The sequence below is a fragment of the Kiloniellales bacterium genome (genome assembly GCA_030066685.1).
In the GTDB taxonomy this organism is placed as follows: Bacteria; Pseudomonadota; Alphaproteobacteria; order Kiloniellales; family JAKSBE01; genus JAKSBE01.
This window is the reverse complement of sequence record JASJBF010000020.1, coordinates 1-18,162: the sequence shown is the minus strand read 5'-3', so window position 1 is coordinate 18,162 and position 18,162 is coordinate 1. Positions and strand designations below refer to the sequence as shown.

15 protein-coding genes are annotated in these 18,162 nt (G+C 68.9%); 6 read left to right on the top strand and 9 right to left on the bottom strand.

Annotated features, from left to right (window positions below; translation table 11 throughout):
- Position 1 precedes the first annotated feature (1 nt).
- A complete protein-coding gene (locus QNJ30_12885; GenBank protein MDJ0944360.1) occupies positions 2 to 1,369 on the bottom strand; it encodes a formimidoylglutamate deiminase in 1,368 nt (455 codons plus the stop codon).
- 75 nt (positions 1,370 to 1,444) lie between these two features.
- Here QNJ30_12885 and hutI point away from each other — a divergent pair, with 75 nt between their 5' ends.
- Entirely contained in the window at positions 1,445 to 2,656 is a 1,212-nt protein-coding gene (hutI, locus tag QNJ30_12880; protein MDJ0944359.1) for an imidazolonepropionase, read from the top strand.
- On the opposite strand, the gene hutG is transcribed toward hutI, so the two are convergent.
- Positions 2,646 to 3,455: an N-formylglutamate deformylase gene (gene hutG / locus QNJ30_12875; GenBank protein ID MDJ0944358.1), complete on the bottom strand. Its 810-nt coding sequence runs from the start codon at positions 3,453 to 3,455 to the stop codon at positions 2,646 to 2,648. The two genes, hutI and hutG, sit on opposite strands and share 11 nt — an antisense overlap.
- Positions 3,456 to 3,543: 88 nt before the next feature.
- Here hutG and hutU point away from each other — a divergent pair, with 88 nt between their 5' ends.
- Complete coding sequence (hutU, locus tag QNJ30_12870; protein MDJ0944357.1) at positions 3,544 to 5,217, top strand: urocanate hydratase; 1,674 nt, start codon at positions 3,544 to 3,546, stop codon at positions 5,215 to 5,217.
- Between the two features lie 63 nt (positions 5,218 to 5,280).
- Here the strand turns inward: hutU and QNJ30_12865 are convergent, their stop codons facing one another.
- Positions 5,281 to 6,018: a hypothetical protein gene (locus QNJ30_12865; protein MDJ0944356.1), complete on the bottom strand. Its 738-nt coding sequence runs from the start codon at positions 6,016 to 6,018 to the stop codon at positions 5,281 to 5,283.
- On the opposite strand from QNJ30_12865, the gene QNJ30_12860 reads away from it, so the two are divergent.
- The 3 genes from QNJ30_12860 to QNJ30_12850 all read left to right on the top strand — a co-directional run bounded on the left by QNJ30_12860 (position 6,002) and on the right by QNJ30_12850 (position 10,224).
- The gene (locus QNJ30_12860) at positions 6,002 to 6,406 is read left to right on the top strand and encodes a hypothetical protein (protein MDJ0944355.1); all 405 of its coding nucleotides are present in this window, start codon (positions 6,002 to 6,004) and stop codon (positions 6,404 to 6,406) included. The genes QNJ30_12865 and QNJ30_12860 overlap by 17 nt on opposite strands.
- Positions 6,407 to 6,628: 222 nt before the next feature.
- A complete protein-coding gene (locus QNJ30_12855) occupies positions 6,629 to 8,950 on the top strand; it encodes a fused MFS/spermidine synthase (GenBank protein ID MDJ0944354.1) in 2,322 nt (773 codons plus the stop codon).
- A 302-nt stretch (positions 8,951 to 9,252) separates the two neighbouring features.
- On the top strand, positions 9,253 to 10,224 hold the full coding sequence (locus QNJ30_12850) for an SGNH/GDSL hydrolase family protein (protein MDJ0944353.1): 972 nt from the start codon (positions 9,253 to 9,255) through the stop codon (positions 10,222 to 10,224).
- Between the two features lie 19 nt (positions 10,225 to 10,243).
- On the opposite strand, the gene QNJ30_12845 is transcribed toward QNJ30_12850, so the two are convergent.
- The 4 genes from QNJ30_12845 to QNJ30_12830 are packed head-to-tail and all read right to left on the bottom strand — an operon-like array spanning position 10,244 to position 15,425.
- Positions 10,244 to 10,957: a hypothetical protein gene (locus tag QNJ30_12845; GenBank protein ID MDJ0944352.1), complete on the bottom strand. Its 714-nt coding sequence runs from the start codon at positions 10,955 to 10,957 to the stop codon at positions 10,244 to 10,246.
- Positions 10,958 to 10,961: 4 nt separating this feature from the next.
- Complete coding sequence (locus tag QNJ30_12840) at positions 10,962 to 13,880, bottom strand: 2Fe-2S iron-sulfur cluster-binding protein (GenBank protein ID MDJ0944351.1); 2,919 nt, start codon at positions 13,878 to 13,880, stop codon at positions 10,962 to 10,964.
- Positions 13,877 to 14,173 (bottom strand): sarcosine oxidase subunit delta, encoded by a 297-nt coding sequence (locus QNJ30_12835; GenBank protein ID MDJ0944350.1) that lies wholly within the window; start codon positions 14,171 to 14,173, stop codon positions 13,877 to 13,879. Before QNJ30_12835 ends, QNJ30_12840 begins: the two co-directional genes overlap by 4 nt.
- A gap of 13 nt (positions 14,174 to 14,186) precedes the next feature.
- Positions 14,187 to 15,425, bottom strand: a complete 1,239-nt coding sequence (locus QNJ30_12830; GenBank protein ID MDJ0944349.1) for an FAD-dependent oxidoreductase — start codon at positions 15,423 to 15,425, stop codon at positions 14,187 to 14,189.
- A 384-nt stretch (positions 15,426 to 15,809) separates the two neighbouring features.
- Here QNJ30_12830 and QNJ30_12825 point away from each other — a divergent pair, with 384 nt between their 5' ends.
- Positions 15,810 to 16,625 (top strand): ion transporter, encoded by an 816-nt coding sequence (locus QNJ30_12825; protein ID MDJ0944348.1) that lies wholly within the window; start codon positions 15,810 to 15,812, stop codon positions 16,623 to 16,625.
- 62 nt (positions 16,626 to 16,687) lie between these two features.
- Here the strand turns inward: QNJ30_12825 and QNJ30_12820 are convergent, their stop codons facing one another.
- Both QNJ30_12820 and QNJ30_12815 read right to left on the bottom strand, forming a co-directional pair.
- Positions 16,688 to 17,197, bottom strand: a complete 510-nt coding sequence (locus QNJ30_12820; protein ID MDJ0944347.1) for a fasciclin domain-containing protein — start codon at positions 17,195 to 17,197, stop codon at positions 16,688 to 16,690.
- A 190-nt stretch (positions 17,198 to 17,387) separates the two neighbouring features.
- Positions 17,388 to 18,080, bottom strand: coding sequence for a hypothetical protein (locus QNJ30_12815; GenBank protein MDJ0944346.1), 693 nt, complete (start codon positions 18,078 to 18,080; stop codon positions 17,388 to 17,390).
- Positions 18,081 to 18,162 lie beyond the last annotated feature (82 nt).

Below are 18,162 nucleotides of genomic sequence, written 5' to 3'. Positions count from 1 at the left end.
CTCAGGCTTCCAGGAATTTCAGAGCCTTGCGGTAGTTTTCGAAGACGGCGTCTCGTTCGCGGTGACGGCCCTGCTCGACCCGCCAGCGGCCGCCGACCATGACGTCGCGCACCGGATTGACGTTCCCGGCGAAGACCAGGGCGTCGAGCAGGCCGTCCTCTTGCTTGCCCAGCAGCACCGGCACCTTCGGATCCAGGACCACCAGGTCGGCGCGGCAGCCGGGCGCCAGGCGGCCGATCGGCCGGCCCAGCGCCTGCGCCCCGCCTTTCAGAGCCCAGCGATAGAGGGACCCGCCCACCGACGCGCCCTCTCCGACGAGCAGGTTCCGGGCCCGGGCGGTTAGGCGCTGGGCGTACTCCAGCCAGCGCAGCTCTTCGATCGGGCTGACCGAGATGTGGCTGTCGGAGCCGATGCCCAGGCGGCCGCCGGCCTCGAGGAAGGCGCGGGCCGGAAAGATCCCGTCGCCCAGGTTCGCCTCGGTGGTCGGGCAGACCCCGGCGACCGCCCCGGTCTCGGCGAGGCGGCGGGTCTCCTCCTCGGTCACGTGGGTGGCGTGCACCAGGCACCAGCGCGCGTCGACCTCGAAGCGGCCCAGCAGCCATTCGACCGGCCGCTGGCCGGACCGGGCGATGCAGTCCTGCACCTCCTTCTGCTGCTCGGCGATGTGGAGGTGGACCGGCGCCTGGGCGTCGAGCGCCGCGAGCCCCGCCAGCAGTTCCGTCAGCTCGGCCTCGGTCACCGCACGCAGGGAATGCGGCGCCGCGCCTACCCGGACCTGCGGATCGTCCCGATGGTCCGCCGCCAGGGACTCGACCAGGCGCAGCAAGCGTTCCGGATCGTTGAGGAAGCGGCGCTGCCCCGGGCCGGCCGCGCCGCCGCCGAAGTCGCCGTGGCGGTAGAGCACCGGCAGTTGGGTGATCCCGATCCCGGTCCGGGCGGCGGCGGCGATCACGCGCCGCGAGGTCTCCGCCAGGTCGGCGTAGGGCTCGCCTCGGGGGTCGTGGTGCAGGTAGTGGAACTCGCCGACCGCGGTGTAGCCGGCCTCCAGCATCTCGACGTAGAGCTGGGCGGCGATGGCCTCGATCTGACCCGGTTCGAGCCGCTCGAGGAAGCCGTACATGACCTCGCGCCAGGTCCAGAAGCTGTCGTCCCCCGGCCCGGCCCGCTCGGCCAGGCCGGCCATGGCCCGCTGGAAGGCATGGCTGTGAAGGTTGGGCAGGCCCGGCAGCGCCGGGCCTGCCAGGCGCATGGCACCCTCGGCGCTGGCCTGCGGTTCCACGGCGGCAAGGCTGCCCTCGGCGTCGATCTCGAAGCGCACGTCACGGCGCCAGCCCGCGGGCAGCAGGGCGCTTTCGGCGAATAGCTTCACGGCATCCCCGGAGTTGTCTCCCCTGCGGATGCACTCTAAGACGATCCTTCGAGCGGCCACAATGGGGAGCCGGTCATGTGGGATCAGCTGTTCGTCAAGGCCCGCCTCGCGAGCTTCGTTGGCGCGGCGCCCTACGGCGCGATCGAGAACGCCGCCCTGGGCATCGAGGACGGCCGCATCGTCTGGCTCGGCCCGCTGGGCGAGGCGCCCGGCCCGGTCGGCTCGCTCGCCAGGCAGGTCACCGACCTGGAGGGCCGCTGGATCACGCCGGGGCTGATCGACTGCCACACCCACCTGGTCTACGGCGGCGACCGTGCCCGGGAGTTCGAGCTGCGCCTTGAGGGTGCCAGCTACGAGGAAATCGCCCGCGCCGGCGGCGGCATCCGCTCGACCGTGGCCGCGACCCGGACGGCGGCGGAAGAAGATCTTTACACGACGGCTGAGGCCCGACTTCAGACGTTACTTCAAGAAGGCGTAACAACCATTGAAATTAAATCGGGGTATGGCCTAGAAATCGAGGCCGAGCTGAAGCAGCTCCGGGTCGCCCGCCGCCTCGGCGAGACCCACCCCGTTACGGTCCGAACGAGCTTCCTCGGCGCCCACGCCGTCCCACCGGAGTCCGAAGGCGACGCCGAGGCCTACACCGACGCCGTGGTCGCGATGCTGCCAAAGGTCGCCGAGTCGGGCCTCGCCGACGCGGTCGACGCCTTCTGTGAGGGCATCGGCTTCAGCCCCGAGCAGACCGCCCGCGTCTTCCAGGCGGCCCGTGACCACGGCCTGCCGGTCAAGCTCCATGCCGACCAGCTCTCCGACCTCGGCGGCGCGGCCCTCGCCGCCCGCTTCCGCGCGCTCTCGGCCGACCACCTTGAGTACACCGGCGAGGCCGGCGTCGAGGCCATGGCCGAGGCCGGGACCGTGGCGGTGCTGCTGCCCGGCGCCTTCTACGTGCTGAAGGAGACCAAGCTGCCGCCGGTCGAGGCTTTGCGGCGCCACGGCGTGCCCATCGCGCTCGCGACCGACTGCAACCCCGGCAGCGCCCCGGTCACCTCCCTGCTGCTGATGCTCAACATGGGCTGCACGCTCTTCGGCCTGACCCCGGAGGAGGCCCTGGCCGGGATCACCCGCAACGCCGCTAAGGCGCTGGGCCTGGCCGAGAGCCACGGCACCCTTGAGGCCGGCAAGATCGCCGACCTCTGCATCTGGGACATCGAGAGCCCGGCGGAACTCGCCTACCGCATCGGCTTCAACCCGCTCTTTCAGAGGATCAAGGCCGGCGTCAGCCGCTAGCCTCGAGCTCGGCCCAGGCCAGTGCCGCGTCGAGCAGGCCCTGCAGGACCGGCCGCACCTTCTCCGCCAGATCGTCGCGGAAGTCGTAGGGCGGATCCTCGTCCATGTAGGTGATCTGGGAGAGCTCGAGCTGGACCGCGTGGATGCCCTGGCCGGGGGCGCCGAAGCTGCGGGTGATGTAGCCGCCCTTGAAGCGGCCGTTGACGGCGTGGCTGTAGCCCAGCGCCTCGGCCTCGCGGGCCACGGCGCCCAGCAGGCCGGTCAGCTCCGCCCAGGCCGACTGGCCGTCCGCGGTGCCCAGGTTCAAATCGGGCAGCCGGCCCTCGAAGAAGCGCGGCACTTGGCTTCGGATCGAATGGGCGTCCCAGAGCACGGCGATGCCGTGCGCCGCCCTGATGCGCGCCAGCTCTTCCCGCATCTTCGCGTGATAGGGCCGCCAAACCGCATCCAGCCGGGCTTCGATCTCTTCCGGGCTCGGCCCCTCCTCCGCGCGATATATCGGCGCCTCGTCGAAGGTAGAGGTTGGGCAAAGCTCCGTGTTGCTGGCGCCGGGATAGAGCGGCCGGCTGTCCGGCGCCCGGTTCAGGTCGATGACGTAGCGCGACTGGCGGGCGACGATCGTCGAGGCGCCCAGGTCGTCAAGGAAATCGTACAAGCGGTCCACATGCCAGTCGGTGTCCGGCAGGGCCAGGGCCGCCTCGGTCATGCGGCCGCGCAGCTCGGCCGGGACCTCGGTCCCGGCATGGGGCACCGAGACCAGCAGCGGCAGGCTTCCGGGCTTGAAACGGTAGGGCGGCATCGCTTCGGAAGGCTCTGATTTCCCTGCCACGGCCTTGGCCTGTCGTTGTAGGTTGTGCGGGACCCGCACGGCACGCCGAGGACCGACGATGACCCAGAACCCGCGCTTCGACAACACCCGCAGGATCCGCGCGCCGCGCGGGACGCAGCTCAATGCCAAGTCCTGGCTGACCGAGGCGCCGCTCCGGATGCTGATGAACAACCTCGACCCGGAGGTCGCCGAGAAGCCGGAGGAGCTGGTGGTCTACGGCGGCATCGGCCGGGCCGCCCGGAACTGGGCCTGCTACGACAGGATCGTCGACTGCCTGAAGGACCTGGAGGCCGACGAGACCCTGCTGGTCCAGTCCGGCAAGCCGGTCGGCGTCTTCCGCACCCACGCAGACGCGCCCCGGGTTCTGATCGCCAACTCCAACCTGGTGCCGCACTGGGCCGACTGGGAGCATTTCAACCAGCTCGATCAGAAGGGCCTGATGATGTACGGCCAGATGACCGCCGGGTCCTGGATCTACATCGGCAGCCAGGGCATCGTCCAGGGCACCTACGAGACCTTCGTCGAATGCGGCCGCCAGCACTTCGGCGGCGACTGGCGCGGCAAGTGGATCCTGACCGGCGGCCTGGGCGGCATGGGCGGCGCCCAGCCCCTGGCCGCGACCATGGCCGGCGCCTCCATGCTGGCGGTCGAGTGTCGGCCGAGCCGGATCGAGCGGCGCCTCGAGACCCGCTACCTCGACGTCATGACCGACGACCTGGACAAGGCCCTGGCCCTTATCGCGGATTCCTGCGCTGCGGGCAAGGCCCGCTCGGTCGGCCTGGTCGGGAACTGCGCCGAGGTCCTGCCGGAGCTGGTCCGGCGCGGGGTCAAGCCCGACGCCGTGACCGACCAGACCTCGGCCCACGACCCACTCAACGGCTACCTGCCCGCCGGCTGGACCCTGGAGGAGTGGGAGACCCGGATCGAGCGCGACCCCGAGGCCGTGGTCAAGGCCGCCAGCGAGTCCATGGCCGTCCACGTCCGGGCCATGCTCGACTTCCAGCGCCAAGGCATCCCGACCTTCGACTACGGCAACAACATCCGCCAAGTCGCCCTGGACCAGGGGGTCGCCGAGGCCTTCGACTTCCCCGGATTCGTGCCGGCCTACATCCGGCCGCTGTTCTGCCGCGGTGTCGGGCCCTTCCGCTGGGCCGCGCTCTCGGGCGAGCCGGAGGACATCTTCAAGACCGACGCCAAGGTCAAGGAGCTGATCCCCGACGATCCGCACCTGCACACCTGGCTCGACATGGCCAAGGAGCGGATCTCCTTCCAGGGCCTGCCGGCGCGGATCTGCTGGGTCGGCCTGGGCGAGCGGGCCAGGCTCGGCCTGGCCTTCAACGAGATGGTCGCCAGGGGCGAGCTTTCCGCGCCCGTCGTGATCGGCCGCGACCACCTGGACTCCGGCTCGGTCGCCAGCCCCAACCGCGAGACCGAGGGCATGCAGGACGGCTCCGACGCGGTCTCCGACTGGCCGCTGCTCAACGCCCTGCTGAACTGCGCCAGCGGCGCGACCTGGGTCTCCCTGCACCACGGCGGCGGGGTCGGCATGGGCTTCTCCCAGCACGCCGGCATGGTGATCTGCTGCGACGGCAGCGAGGAGGCCGCCCGGCGCATCGCGCGGGTCCTGACCAACGACCCGGCCTCGGGCGTCATGCGCCACGCCGACGCCGGCTACGACCTCGCCCGCGACTGCGCCCGGGAGCACGGCCTGAAGCTGCCGATGGTGGAGTGATGTCGCGACCAGTAGCAGGCCCATCGGCCGCTGGCCGGCGAAGACTCCGCACTTTGAACACTGTCAGGTTTTGTCCTTCGCCAAGATCTCGGCAATGGCATTCTTTGGACTGATAGCGCCATGGGGCACGTATACTGTGAAGCCCTTCTCCGGAACCAACAAGTATATGCCATCAAGACCACTCTTTATCCCTGCGAAGTAAGCCCAGGCGCAGGTGCTAACGGATAGAGGGCCCTTCAACACGACATGATCGTCTGTGAAAGTTATTTCGACCTCGGCGCCAAATTGGCGCGCCAGACGTCGCCTTCGAAACCAGCGCTTCTTTAGAAAAACGTCCCAGGCCATCCCCAATAGGCCCAGCACAAGCATCAAGACAAAGAACAGCGCCCAGATGCTATCTCGGAGTATGACCGCAAAGAGAAGGCTTCCCACGACAATCACGCAATCGACCGGGAAAGAGAACCGCCCAAAGCGGCTTCTGCTGCGGATCCAGTCAGCCCAGTACCTCTGCAGGTAGTCTTCGTCGACCGTGAAGCGCGCCTTCGCACACAAGGCCGCTTTTCCCTGCGGTTCCGCCGATCCCGTCGCCTCAACCAAACCCACGCCCGCCATGATTGTAGTGGGCCGACAGGTTATCTCACCTAACTCTTTGCCGCTAGGCACTTTTCCTTGCGCTGCCATCGAGGGATGGAAGGCGATGAGCGGGCGTATAACCATCACATAAGACGAAAGCCGCCCAGCCAAGCTGGCGGCAGAACTCTTCGGCGCAAGGAGCCAGTGGACGATGAAGAAGCTGCTCACCGTTGCAGTCGTCGGCATCGCGGTCTTGCTGACCGGGCAGCCGGCCTCGGCCGACCACCGCGGCCACGGCTACAACAAGCACTACCACTACAAGCACCATCACAAGCGCAAGTACCGCCACAAGTACAGGCACCACCATCGCCACAGGCACCACCGCCGCCACAAGCACAACGACATCGACGGCGACGACCTCCTGGCGGCGGCGGGCATCGTCGGCGGCGCCGTGATCCTCGGCTCGATCCTCTCGCAGCCGCGCTACGCCGCGCCGGCGCCCGCGCAGACCTACTACGCGCCGCCGCCGCGCCAGCCCCATTGCGTCGTCGACGACGTCTACCGCTACCTGCCGGATGGACGCATCCAGTGGGGCGAGCGGACTCGCTGCTATTGAGCCGCTTGCCGAGCCCAAGCCGGCGCCGAAGGTCGCTAGTGTGGTGGTCGGCACGCACCAGCTCACCCAAAGCCGGGCTCTTCGCCGAGAACGAGCCGCGGCTCGGGAGGCGCATATGACTTCGCTTGCAGCCGGTCCCCGTCAACGCAGTCGAAATTTGTAACGGTTTTTCAAAGGTCTTCCTTCAATACTCGCCCGGCACCAATGACGACCGAGCGAACGATGACCCTCAGCACAGCCTCGTCCTCGCCGTGGAGCCCAAAGCTGCTCTACGGTGTCTTTTTCTTCTCTGGATTTCCGGCGCTGCTTTACCAGCTCGTCTGGCAACGCAAGCTGTTCACGATCTACGGTGTCAATATCGAGTCGATCACGGTCGTTGTCACGGCCTTCATGCTCGGGCTCGGCTTCGGCGCGCTGCTCGGCGGGGCCTTGTCGAGACTGGGCAAGTGGCCGCCGCTCATCATCTTCGCGGGCCTCGAGCTGGGCATCGGGCTCTTCGGCTTCGGTTCGCTTCGGATCTTCGACCTCGTGGCGGCGCATACCCTGGGGGCCACGCCGCTCTACGTCTTCCTGATCACCTTCGGGCTGGTCTTGCTGCCCACCCTTCTCATGGGTGCGACCCTGCCCGTGCTGGTCGGCTTTCTGATCCGACAGAACAACAGCGTGGGTCAGTCCGTCGGCATGCTCTATTTCGTCAACACCCTTGGGGCCGCCGCCGCCTGCATCCTGACCGGGTTCTTCATCTTCGCGCTTGCAGGGCTGTCGGGTACCGTGGCCTCGGCGGCAACCCTGAACTTGCTGATCGCCGCCGGCGCGGTCCTCGTCCATGTCCAATGGGGCAAGGCGGCACAAGGGGATCGTGTCGCCGCAGCCCTCGAGGCGCGGCCCGCCGAGCGGGATGGGAACCAGCGGCCCTTGCAGCTCCGACGCCTTGCCCTGGCTCTTTTGCTGGTCGGCCTGGCCGGTTTCGTCTCGCTTTCCTATGAGATCCTCTGGGCCCGCTACTTTCTCGTCGCAGCGGGGGGCCATCCGAAGACCTTTCCGATCTTCCTCGGCTTTTATCTCGCCGGCATCGCCTACGGCGCCCTGTTAGCGCACCGCCATTGCCGCAGAGACGACCGAGGCGACCGCCACCATGAGCTCTACCTCGTCGCCAAGTTCCTCCTGGCGGCGAACGTCGTCGGGTTCCTTGTCCTGCCGGCTCTCTCCTGGACCTTGTCCTGGGGCCTGCCGATGGCTGCGACGCTGCTTTGGGTCGCCGCGGCCTCGGCGATGCTTGGGGCCGCCCTGCCCCTCTTGAGCCACTACGCCGTAAACGCGGACGATCGGGCCGGCAGCCGCGTCAGCCTCCTCTACCTGGCGAACATCATCGGCTCCGCCAGCGGCAGCCTGGTGACCGGTTTCGTTCTGATGGAATTCTGGTCTGCCGAGGAAATCAACCTGTCCTTGGGCCTGACCGGGCTGTTGCTCTGCGCAGGCATCCTCATCACCCTTGGGACCAAGGCCCGCGTTCTGCTGCCCCGCATGACGGCCGTCTCGGCCTGCGCCCTGGCCATGATCGCCCTGTCTGCTCCCCTTTTCAGCCTCTTCTACGAACGCTTGCACTTCAGGGCCTATGCCGAACGCCCCGAAGCTGCGTTGGCCCATCGGTTCGAGAACCGGAGCGGCGTTGTCGTGGTCACGAAGAAGGGTACAGTCCTTGGCGGAGGGGTCTACGACGGGGTCATAAGCACCGGCTTCGTCAAGGACCAGAACCAGCTGTTCCGGCCCTACGCGCTCTCCGCCTTTCATCCGGCTCCACGCCACGTGCTCTCGATCGGGATTGGGTCGGGCTCTTGGGCCCAGGTCTTGGCACATCATCCGGATGTGGAGAAGCTGACGATCATCGAGATCAATTCCGGCTATATCGAGTTGCTCGGGCATTACCAGGAAACGCGATCGCTGCTCGACAACCCAAAGGTCGAGTTCATCGTCGACGACGGGCGGCGCTGGCTGGCGGCAAATCCGGATCGACGTTTTGACGTCATCGTTGCGAACACCACCTTCCACTGGCGCGCCTATGCGGCAAACCTCCTGTCCCGCGAGTTCTTCGAGATTGTCCGGGCAAACCTCAAGGACGGCGGCATCTACTACTTCAATACGACCCATTCGGCCATCGCACAGAGAACGGCAGCAACCGCCTTCCCCCACGCCCTTCGCTTTGGCAGCATGATCGTCGCAAGCGATTCGCCGATCCGGCCCGACCCGTCGCGCCTTCGAGAGACCCTCCTGCATTATCGCATCGACGGACGAGCGATACTGGACTTGAAGCGTCAGCGGGACCGGGAGCGCCTTGAGCAAGTCATCACCTCTCTGCAGACCGATCGCCCCTATACCTTCGAGACGCGCGGGCAGCCCAGCCTGGAAAGCAAGTCCTCCATCCTGGACAGGACTGCTCAGTTCGAGATCGCGACCGACGACAACATGGCAACCGAATGGGTGCCGGATCAGGTCCAAGAGAATCCCGACATGAACCGCAAGACCTGGCTCGCCCTCTTCCGCTAGAGCAGCCTGCGTTCGTTCGAACGCAGATGAGCTGCTCTATCTATATGGAATGGATCAAATTATCTGCACTCAATTGAGTCCAATTGAGCGCAGTTTGATCTAGGCGACCTCGGCCATCCGCATCACGCTCCGATCAAGGTAGACAGAAGGCCGTTCACCAGGGACTTCCCACGACAGGCCGCCCGTCCTAACCTCGACCCGCCGCATTGATCGGCAGATCACCTAAGGGGTCAGGGCATGACGATCCGCAAAGGGCTTCGGCAAGAAGCCCCCGCGGATCTCGTCTTGCCTGGGAGGCCTCCATGTCACCTCACCCCCTCAAGGTCCTCGGTCTGGCCCTGCCCATGGCCTTTGCCGTCAGCGGCTGGGCCGAAGCCCGGGACCTTTCCGCCCGCCCCTTCACCAACCTCTACGTCTTCGGCGACAGCTTGTCGGACAGCGGCAACCTCTTCGCCGTGACCGGCGACCAGCCGGAGAGCCCGCCCTACTTCGAAGGCCGCTTCTCGGACGGCCCGGTTTGGGTCGAGAGCCTGGCGCCCCTGCTCGATCTGGACATCGACTTCGGAATCAAGGTCACCGAAGATCCGCTCGCCAACGGCCAGGCCTACGGGAGCGCCCAGTCGGGCTTCGGGAGCAATTCGGGCGCGCCGATCGGCCTGCTGTCTCAGGTCGAGAGCTTTGCCGCCGCCGGCGGCGGCTTCGAGCGCGACGACCTCGTGATCATCTGGATCGGCGCCAATGACTACTTCTCGGTCGTCAACGCCAACCCGGTCGACGTGGTCGGCAACATCGTCACCGCGATCCGGCGCCTCACCGACCTGGGCGGGCGCCGCTTTTTCATCGTCAACCTGCCCGATCTCGGTGACACGCCGCTCGGAATCGTAACCCGGACCACCGAGGTCCTGAACCTCGCGACCGCGACGCACAACGCGCTGCTCGAAGCCAAGGTCGCCGGCTTTCGCCTCTTCAGCCGCCTCGAGGTCGCGCTCTTCGACGTCAACGCGACCTTCCGGGCCCTGCGCCGGAACCCGGAGGTCTTCGGCTTCGAGAACATAACCCTGCCCTGCCTGACGCCGGACCTCGACGGCGCCGCTCAACCGACGGGCGTGTGCCCGCCCGAGGGCGAGACCTTCGATTCGACCGGGACCCTGTTTTGGGATCTGGTTCACCCGACCGAGGCCGCCCACCGCAATATCGCTATCTCGGCGCATGCCGCGATCACGGCCTTGCAGAACCGCGCCCTTCGGCTGCCGGGTCTGGCCTCGGCCCGCTGACCGCTGCGCGGGCGGCCGCTCAGCCCAGGCTCTTCAGGGCCGAGAGCCCGACCGGCCGCCCGCCGAACTCGGCCATGGCGTCCAGCAGGCAGTCCCAGAGGTAGGCCGCCGAGGCGCTGTCGACCAGGAGGTGGAAGGCCGGGAGGTCGGCGATGTCGTCTCGGATCGCGACCACGGCGACCCGCGCCGCCATCGTCTGGGCGACGGTAGCGTCGGCGAACCTGGCCGGCCGCAGGTCGACCGCGCAGAGCTTGGCCAGCGTCGCCGGCCATTTCTCGCCGGTCAGCCGGAACCAGGCGTGGCTGTCCCGGCGCGGCAAGGGATAGCCCTGCGGCCCCGCGCCCGTCTCGCGGCCGGCGTGCCAGGCCTCGTCGAGCGCAGCAAGCTTGGCCTCGCCATCCTCCAGAGCCCCGAGGAACAGGGCCTCGTTGGGCGAGAGGCGCGCCAGAAGGCCGCCGTCGGCCTGGCGCGACGCAAGGTTGTTCGCTTCCGGGACCGCGAGCCCCTGCCCTGCGAGCCAGTCCAGCGCGCCCGGGCCTTTGAAGCCGCTGCGGGCGACCACCGAGAGGTCGCTCAGGCCGAGCTGGCTGGCCATGGCCGCCTCGGCCGCCGCATCGCCGAAGTCGGCGGCGATGGCCGCGTCGCCCAGGGCGACGAAGCTGGCACCGGCCGCCTCCAGCTTGCGGTGCACGAAGCTGCGCCGGGGATAGTCCGTCAGTTTCGGCTCGGCCACGGCCTCAGCCCTCCTGGCGCCGGTTCTCGGGGTCGTAGAAGGGCAAGGTGACCACCTGGCCCTGGACCAGGGCGCCGTCGGTCAGGCGGATCGTGAGCCTGTCGCCGGGCTGCGCCGCCTCGGCCGCGGTGTAGGCCAGACCGATAATCTGGCCGAGCGTCGGCGAGCGCACCACCGAGGTGACGAAGCCGACCATCTCTTCCTTGCGGACCACGAGCTGGCCCTCCTGCGGCAGGGCCGCATCGGGCGGCAGGGCGAAGCCGACCAGCCGGCGCTTCGAAGGCTGGCGCGCGCGCAGGGCCAGGGAGCGCTGGCCGACGAAGAAGGCCTTCATGCCAGCCACCGCCCAGGCCAGCTGCGCCTCCTCCAGCGTGGTCATGGCGTCGGTATCCTGGCCGACGATGATGTGGCCCTTCTCCAGCCGCAGGACGCGCTGGGCCTCGACCCCGAAGGGCCGCGGGCCGTCGTCCCCGCCGGCCGCGATCAGGCGGTCCCAGAGCGCCTCGCCGTAGGAGGCCGGGACGTGGATCTCGTAGCCCAGCTCGCCGACGAAGCCGACCCGCAGGACGCGGGCCGGGAGTCCGGCGACGTAGCCCTCGCGCAGGCCCATGTAGGGAAAGGCCCGGGGCGAGAGGTCGATGCCCTCGACCAGGCCGGCCAGCAGCTCCCGCGCGCGCGGCCCGGCCAGGTTGATCCCGGCATAGGCCGCCGTGACGTTGGCGACGTCGACCTCGAGCCGCCACTGGGCGTTCCACCAGAGCATGGTCCGGTAGACCCGCTCGACCCCCCCGGTGGTCGCGGTCAGGTAGAAGTGGTCCTCGGCGAAGCGGCAGGCGACGCCGTCGTCGACGATGCCGCCGGCCTCGTTGGTCATCAGCAGGTAGCGGCAGCGCCCGACCGGCTGCTTCTTGTAGGCGAAGGTGTAGAGCCGCTCGACGAACTCGGCGGCGTCCGGGCCACGGACCTCGAGCCCGCCCAGGGTCGAGACGTCGATCAGGCCGGCGGCCTCGCGCACCGATCGGACCTCGGCGTCGATGCAGGCTTGGCGCTCCGACTCGGCGCCGTAGTAGGCGGGCCGCCACCAGGAGCCCGCGGTCATCATCCGCGCGCCGGCGGCCAGGTGGCGGTGGTGCATGGGAGTCAGGCGTTCGGGCTCGAAGCGGCGCCCGGCGAGCAGGCCCAGGCGCTCGGGCATGACCGGCGGACGCGCCGTGGTGACGCCGACCGCCCCGAGGTCGCGGCCGGTCGCGCGGGCGACGATCCGCGCCGTGTTGAGCGCGGCGTGGCGGCCCTGGCTCGGTCCCATGCCGACGGTGGAGAACCGCTTCACCAGCTCGATCTCGTCGTAGCCCTCGGCCACCGCGTTGACCAGGTCGGCGACCTGCAGGTCCTCGTCGAAGTCAACGAAGTCCTCGCCGAGGGCCTCCGCCGGCAAGGGGCTGGCCGCTGCGGTCTGCGGCGCGCTGCGGTCGTCGCGGACCTGGACCTGGGGCAGCGAGGCCGCCGTGTCGTCGCCGCCGGCCGCCGTCCAGCCGGCATTCCAGCCCTGGGTGATCACCTCGTCGAGGGCGTAGCCGCCGGCCGACCCGCCGGCCAGCCGGACCCGCTCCGGCAGGCCGGTGATCCGCAGCCGCGCCTCCGCACCCTCTGCGTCGAGCCGGGCGCCGGCCTGCAGGGCGAGCTGATAGGCCGGCAGGGTCCCGGCCGAGACGCAGACCAGATCGCAGTCGAGGCTTTCGGCCGGACCGCCGTCGCCCTCCGGCGGCAGCGCCGCCAGCCGGACCCGGGCGACCCGGCGCCCGCCACGCCCGGGCCGCGCGTCCCGGATCGTCCGGCCGGTCAGGACCCTGACGCCCTTGGCCGCGACCGCCGCGGCCAAGCGCGAGGCGTCGCCGGCGGGCCGGGGGTCGATCACGGCCGCGACCTCGGCCCCGGCATCCAGCAGGTCGAGGGCGAGGCCGTAGCCGTCCGGGTTGCCGGCCAGCACCACGGCCCGCCGCCCCGGACGCACGCCGTAGAGCCGGATCAGCCGCTGGGCGGCGCTGCCCAGCATCACCCCCGGAAGGTCGTTGTTGCGGAACACGGCGGGCTGCTCGATCTCGCCGGTCGCCAGGACCACCTCGCCGGCCCGCAGCTTGGTCATGCGGTTGCCGCGCAGGACCGGCAGGTAGTTGTCCGCGAACCAGCCGTTGCAGAAGGCTGAAGTCATAACCGTGATTCCGGAGGCCGATGCGAGCTCGCCCAGCAGGGCCCGGCGCGCCTCGGCGGCGGCGTGGCCTTGCAGGTCCAGGCGGGCGTAGGTCAGGGCGCCGCCCAGCACCGGGGCCTGCTCGATCAGGCAGACTTCGGCCCCCTGGCTGGCTGCGGCCAGGGCGGCGGCGAGGCCGGCCGGGCCGCCGCCGATCACCGCGACGTCGCAGAAGGCATAAGCCTTGTCGAAATCGCCGGGGCGGGCGGCGAGATCGACCGCGCCCAGTCCCGCCTTGCGGCGAAACCAGGGCTCCCAGAAGCGCTGCCAGGCGCCGCCGGGCCGGTAGAAGGCGCGGTAGTAGAAGCCGACCGGCAGGAAGCGGGCGAAGGCGCGGACCCAGGCGGCGCGGTCGAAGCGCAGGCTGCCGCTGACGTTCTGCGCCCGCACCGCCAGGCCCTCGGAGATCGGCGCCAGCTCGGCCGGCACGTTGGGAGCGCCCGGCAGCTGCACCAGGCCGTTGGCGTCGTGCCCGGCCAGGCTCATGACCCCGCGCGGCCGGTGGTACTTGAAGGAGCGCGACAGCACCCACTGGTCGCAGGCCGCCAGGGCCGAGGCGATGCTGTCGCCCTCGAAGCCCTCGAAGCGCCGGCCCTCGAAGGAGAAGCCGACCCGGCGGTCGCGGTCGATCAGCAGGCCGAAGGGCGACGGCAGGCGGTTGGGCTGGGCGGTCACGTCGAGGGCGTCCCGGCCTTGAAGTCGCGCCGCGTCCCGTAGACCTCGTCGGCCGGATAGCTCCGCAGGATCTCGTCGGTCACGGTGTCGCGCTCGGCGATGAACCAGAAGCTCGACGGCAGGTGGCACCACCACTCGCGGACCACGCCCGCGGTGTTGTTCTCGTTCCAGACATGGTCGGCCCAGGCGGCGTCATCGGTTTCGGCCGGCTCGGGCACCCCGACCACCTCGCCGAAGCAGGCAAACTCCGAGATGTTGCGCGGGCCGTTGAGCGGGCAGCGGAGGATCTTCATTCGGGCGCTCCCATCAATGGCTGGCCGCCGTGGCGCCCATCTCGTTGACCAGGTCGAAGCTGCGGAAGCGCGCCAGTCGGAAGGGCTCGAGGATGGCCGGCAGCTTGCCCGTGGCCACCGCTTCAGCCAGGCGCTTGCCGGCGACCGGCGTCGCCTTGAAGCCCCAGGTGCCCCAGCCGGCGTCGAGCCAGTAGTTCTTCAGCGGGCTCGCGCCCAGGATCGGGCTGTAGTCCGGCGTCATGTCGGTGATCCCGGCCCACTGCCGCAGCAGCCGCACCTCGGCGAGGAAGGGGAAGAGCTCCAGGGTGTGGCCGATCAGGCTCTCCTTGAGGTCGAGCGTGGAGCGGGTCGAGTAGAGCGGATAGGGATCGGAGCCGCCGCCGATCACCAGCTCGCCCCGTGCGGTCTGGGAGACGTAGGCGTGGAGGCCGGCCGAGGAGACCAGGGGATCGAGGAAGGGCTTGAGCGGCTCGGTCACCATGGCCTGCAGCGGGAAGCTGCGGATGGGCAGGCGGATCCCGGCCATCGCCGCGACTTGCGAGCTCATCCCGGCTACGGCCTGCACCACCTGGCCGCCCTGGGTCATCCCGCGGTTGGTGTGGACCGCGGTGACCCGGCCGTTGTCGACCGTCATCCCGGTCACTTCCGTGCGCTGGTGGATCTCGACGCCCAGTTCAGCGGCGCGCGCGGCATAGCCCCAGGCGACCGCGTCGTGGCGGCCGGTGCCGCCGTCGGGATGCCAGAGCCCGCCGAGGATCGGATAGCGCGTCATCTCGAGGTTGAGGCAGGGCACGATCTCGCGGATCTGATTGCGATCGACCATCTCGATCCGCGTACCGCAGAAGCGCCCGACCTCGGCGCGCTGCCGGAAGGTCCGCAGGGTCGCATCGGAATGCGCCAGGGTGAGCTGGCCGCGCCGGCTGTAGAGCAGGTTGAAGCCGAGCTCGCCTGAGAGCCGGTCGTAGAGCTCGACCCCCTCCTTGTAGAAGCGGACCGATTCCGGGGTGATGTAGTTGGAGCGGATCACCGCCGTGTTGCGCGCCGTGTTGCCGCCCGCCAGGTAGCCCTTCTCCAGCACGCAGACCTTCCGGACGTCGTGATAGCAGGCCAGGTAGTAGGCGATGGCGAGCCCGTGGCCGCCGCCGCCGATGATGACGACGTCGTAGGCCGGCTTCAGGTCCGGCGTCGGCGGGATGTCCCGGCGCGCCGGGTAGCGGCGGCTGAAGCCGTACTTGAGCAGCCCCCAGGCCATGCCTGCACCCTCTCCGCCTTACCTTGTCGGGCCCGGGCGCCGCCATGCGGCTGCCCGACGCTCGGCCGATTCCGGCTCGACCTCGTCAAGCCGCCACCCCCCTCGGAGGGCCCGGCGAACCGAAGCGCCCGCGGGCCCTGCTGCGCATAGCCGGTCTCGAAGCGCGCCGCAAGCCCTTCAAAAGACGCGCCGCCGCCCCATCTAGGAGACCATTCGGTCCGCCGGCCGACGGCTTGGGCGCGCAGGCCGGCCACGGGGATTAAGCAAACGGCAACCCTGTCCGACAAAGCTGTGCCGATCCGGCCCGATTCCGGGCGGCCGCGGCGCAGGACGGCGCAACAGAGTGGAACTCGAGTTCGAGCGATGAGTGCTTTGGAAGAATCGATGGCGGCGCGAACCGTGACAGGACGCCTGAAGGCCCTGATCGAGGCCCAGGCGACCCAGAACTTCATCATCGCCGTTATCGTCATCAACGCGATCGTCATTGGGCTGGAGACCTCGCCGAGCATCATGGCCAGGGTCGGCGCCCTGCTGATCTTCCTGGATGTCGCCGCGCTCTGCATCTTCGTGGTCGAGATCGCGATCAAGCTCTTCGTCTACCGCTGGTCCTTCTTCCGCAGCCCCTGGAACCTCTTCGACTTCGTCATCGTGGGCATCGCTCTGGTGCCGGCGAGCGAGGGCATGTCGGTGCTGCGCGCCCTGCGCATCCTGCGCGCCCTGCGGCTGCTGTCGATGGTCCCGAAGATGCGCACGGTGATCGAGGCCCTGCTGCGGGCGATTCCCGGCCTGAGTTCGGTGATCGGGCTGCTGCTGCTGGTCTTCTATATCTTCGCTGTGATGGCGACCAAGCTCTTCGGCGCGGAGTTCGACGCCTGGTTCGGCACCGTCGGGCGTTCCTTCTTCTCGCTGTTCCAGATCATGACCCTCGAGTCCTGGTCGATGGGCATCGTCCGGCCGGTCATGGACGTCTTTCCCTACGCCTGGGTCTTCTTCGTCGCCTTCATCCTGTCGACGACCTTCGCGGTCCTGAACCTCTTCATCGCGATCATCGTCAACTCGATGCACGAGGCTGCCGAGCAGGAAGCCGATGCGCAGGGGGCGAACATGCAGCCGGTCCTCGACGAGCTTCAGGCTTTGCGGGGCGAGATCGCCGAGCTTCGGCGCGAGCGCGGCGGAGCGTCCACGCGAGAACAGCAGTAGCGGGTCAAGAAAAAGGGCGCCGGCCAAGGCCGGCGCCCAGTGGCAACTCAACTTTCCTGCCGTTATTGCGGCAGCAGAACGGTGTCGATCACGTGGATCACGCCGTTCGAGGCCTCGACGTCGGCGGTGGTCACCGAAGCGTTGTTGATCTTCACGCCCTGGGTGGCGTCGACCTTCAGCGACTGCCCCTCGACCGTCGCCGCGGCGAGCTGCTTGCCGGCGATGTCGCTCGACATGATCTTCCCGGGCACCACGTGGTAGGTCAGAATCTGGACCAGCTTGTCCTTGTTCTCCGGCTTCAGCAGGCTGTCGACCGTGCCCTCCGGGAGCTTGGCGAAGGCCGCGTCGGTGGGCGCGAAGACGGTGTAGGGGCCGTCGGCCTTGAGCGTATCGACCAGGTCGGCGGCCTGAACCGCCGCGACCAGGGTCTTGAAGCTGCCCGCGGAGACCGCGGTGTCGACGATGTCGGCCTTGGGCGCGCTCGCCGACTCGGTCTTGGTGTTCGCGCAGGCAGCCAGGCCGATGGCCGGGACGACGACTGCGACTGCCAGGAAAAGACGCTTGATGCCCATGATGAGTGCTTCCTCTCTCGAAACTTGACACAAAAAATAGGGACCGCCCGCTCGGACGGCCCCTTTCCCAAATCGTCGGAGTTATTGTCGTTGTCTCCGTTAGGTGTGCCTTACGCCGCCCCCGGCACCTTGGATCACCCCGCCGAAACCTCCGAGCCCCCGGGTCGGCCCCGCCGCGGCCGGACCGGGCCTAAGCGTCCAGCCAGGAGTCCATGAACCCGGCCAGCCACTCGGCCAGGGGCTGATCGAAGCGCTCGGCATCCCGGACCTGGCGCTCGCCGGAATGGGCGCCGGGCTCGGCCAGCATGTGGCTGGCCTCTCGGATCCAGCGCTGGAAGACGCCGGGGGTCACCTCCGGGTGGAACTGCAGGCCGTAGGCCCGCGCCCCGATCCGGAAGGCCTGATGAGGAAAGACCTCGCCGGTGGCCAGCAGCTCGGCGGCGGCCGGCGCCGAGAAGCCCTCCTTGTGCCAGTGGAAGACGTGCAGCGGTCCGTCGAGGAACCCCGCGGCGGATGGGGTCGGCGTGATCTCCACATAGCCGATCTCGTGCAGGCCCTCGGGGTGCGGGACGACCCGGCCGCCGTAGCACTCGGCGAGCATCTGGGCCCCGAGGCAAAGGCCGAGGAGCGGCTGCTCGGCATCGACCCAACGACGCATCCAGTCCTTCTCCAGCCGGATGTAGTCGACCTCCTGGGACTTGCTGAGATCCTCCGCGCCGCCGAAGACCAACGCGCCGGCGTAGTCCGGGCCCGGCTCGGGCAGTTCGTCGCCGGCGGCCGGTCGGCGCCAGTCGATGGTGTAGCCCCGCTCTTCCAGCATCCTGGACGCCCGGTCGTCGCGCTTGCCGACCGGATGGTCGACGATGATGATTTTCCTGCTCACGCGGTCCCGCCCCTGCTCGATCCGACGAAGGCCGTCATGTGGAACGCGGCCTGCCCCGGATCATAAAGGTACTCCCGGCCGA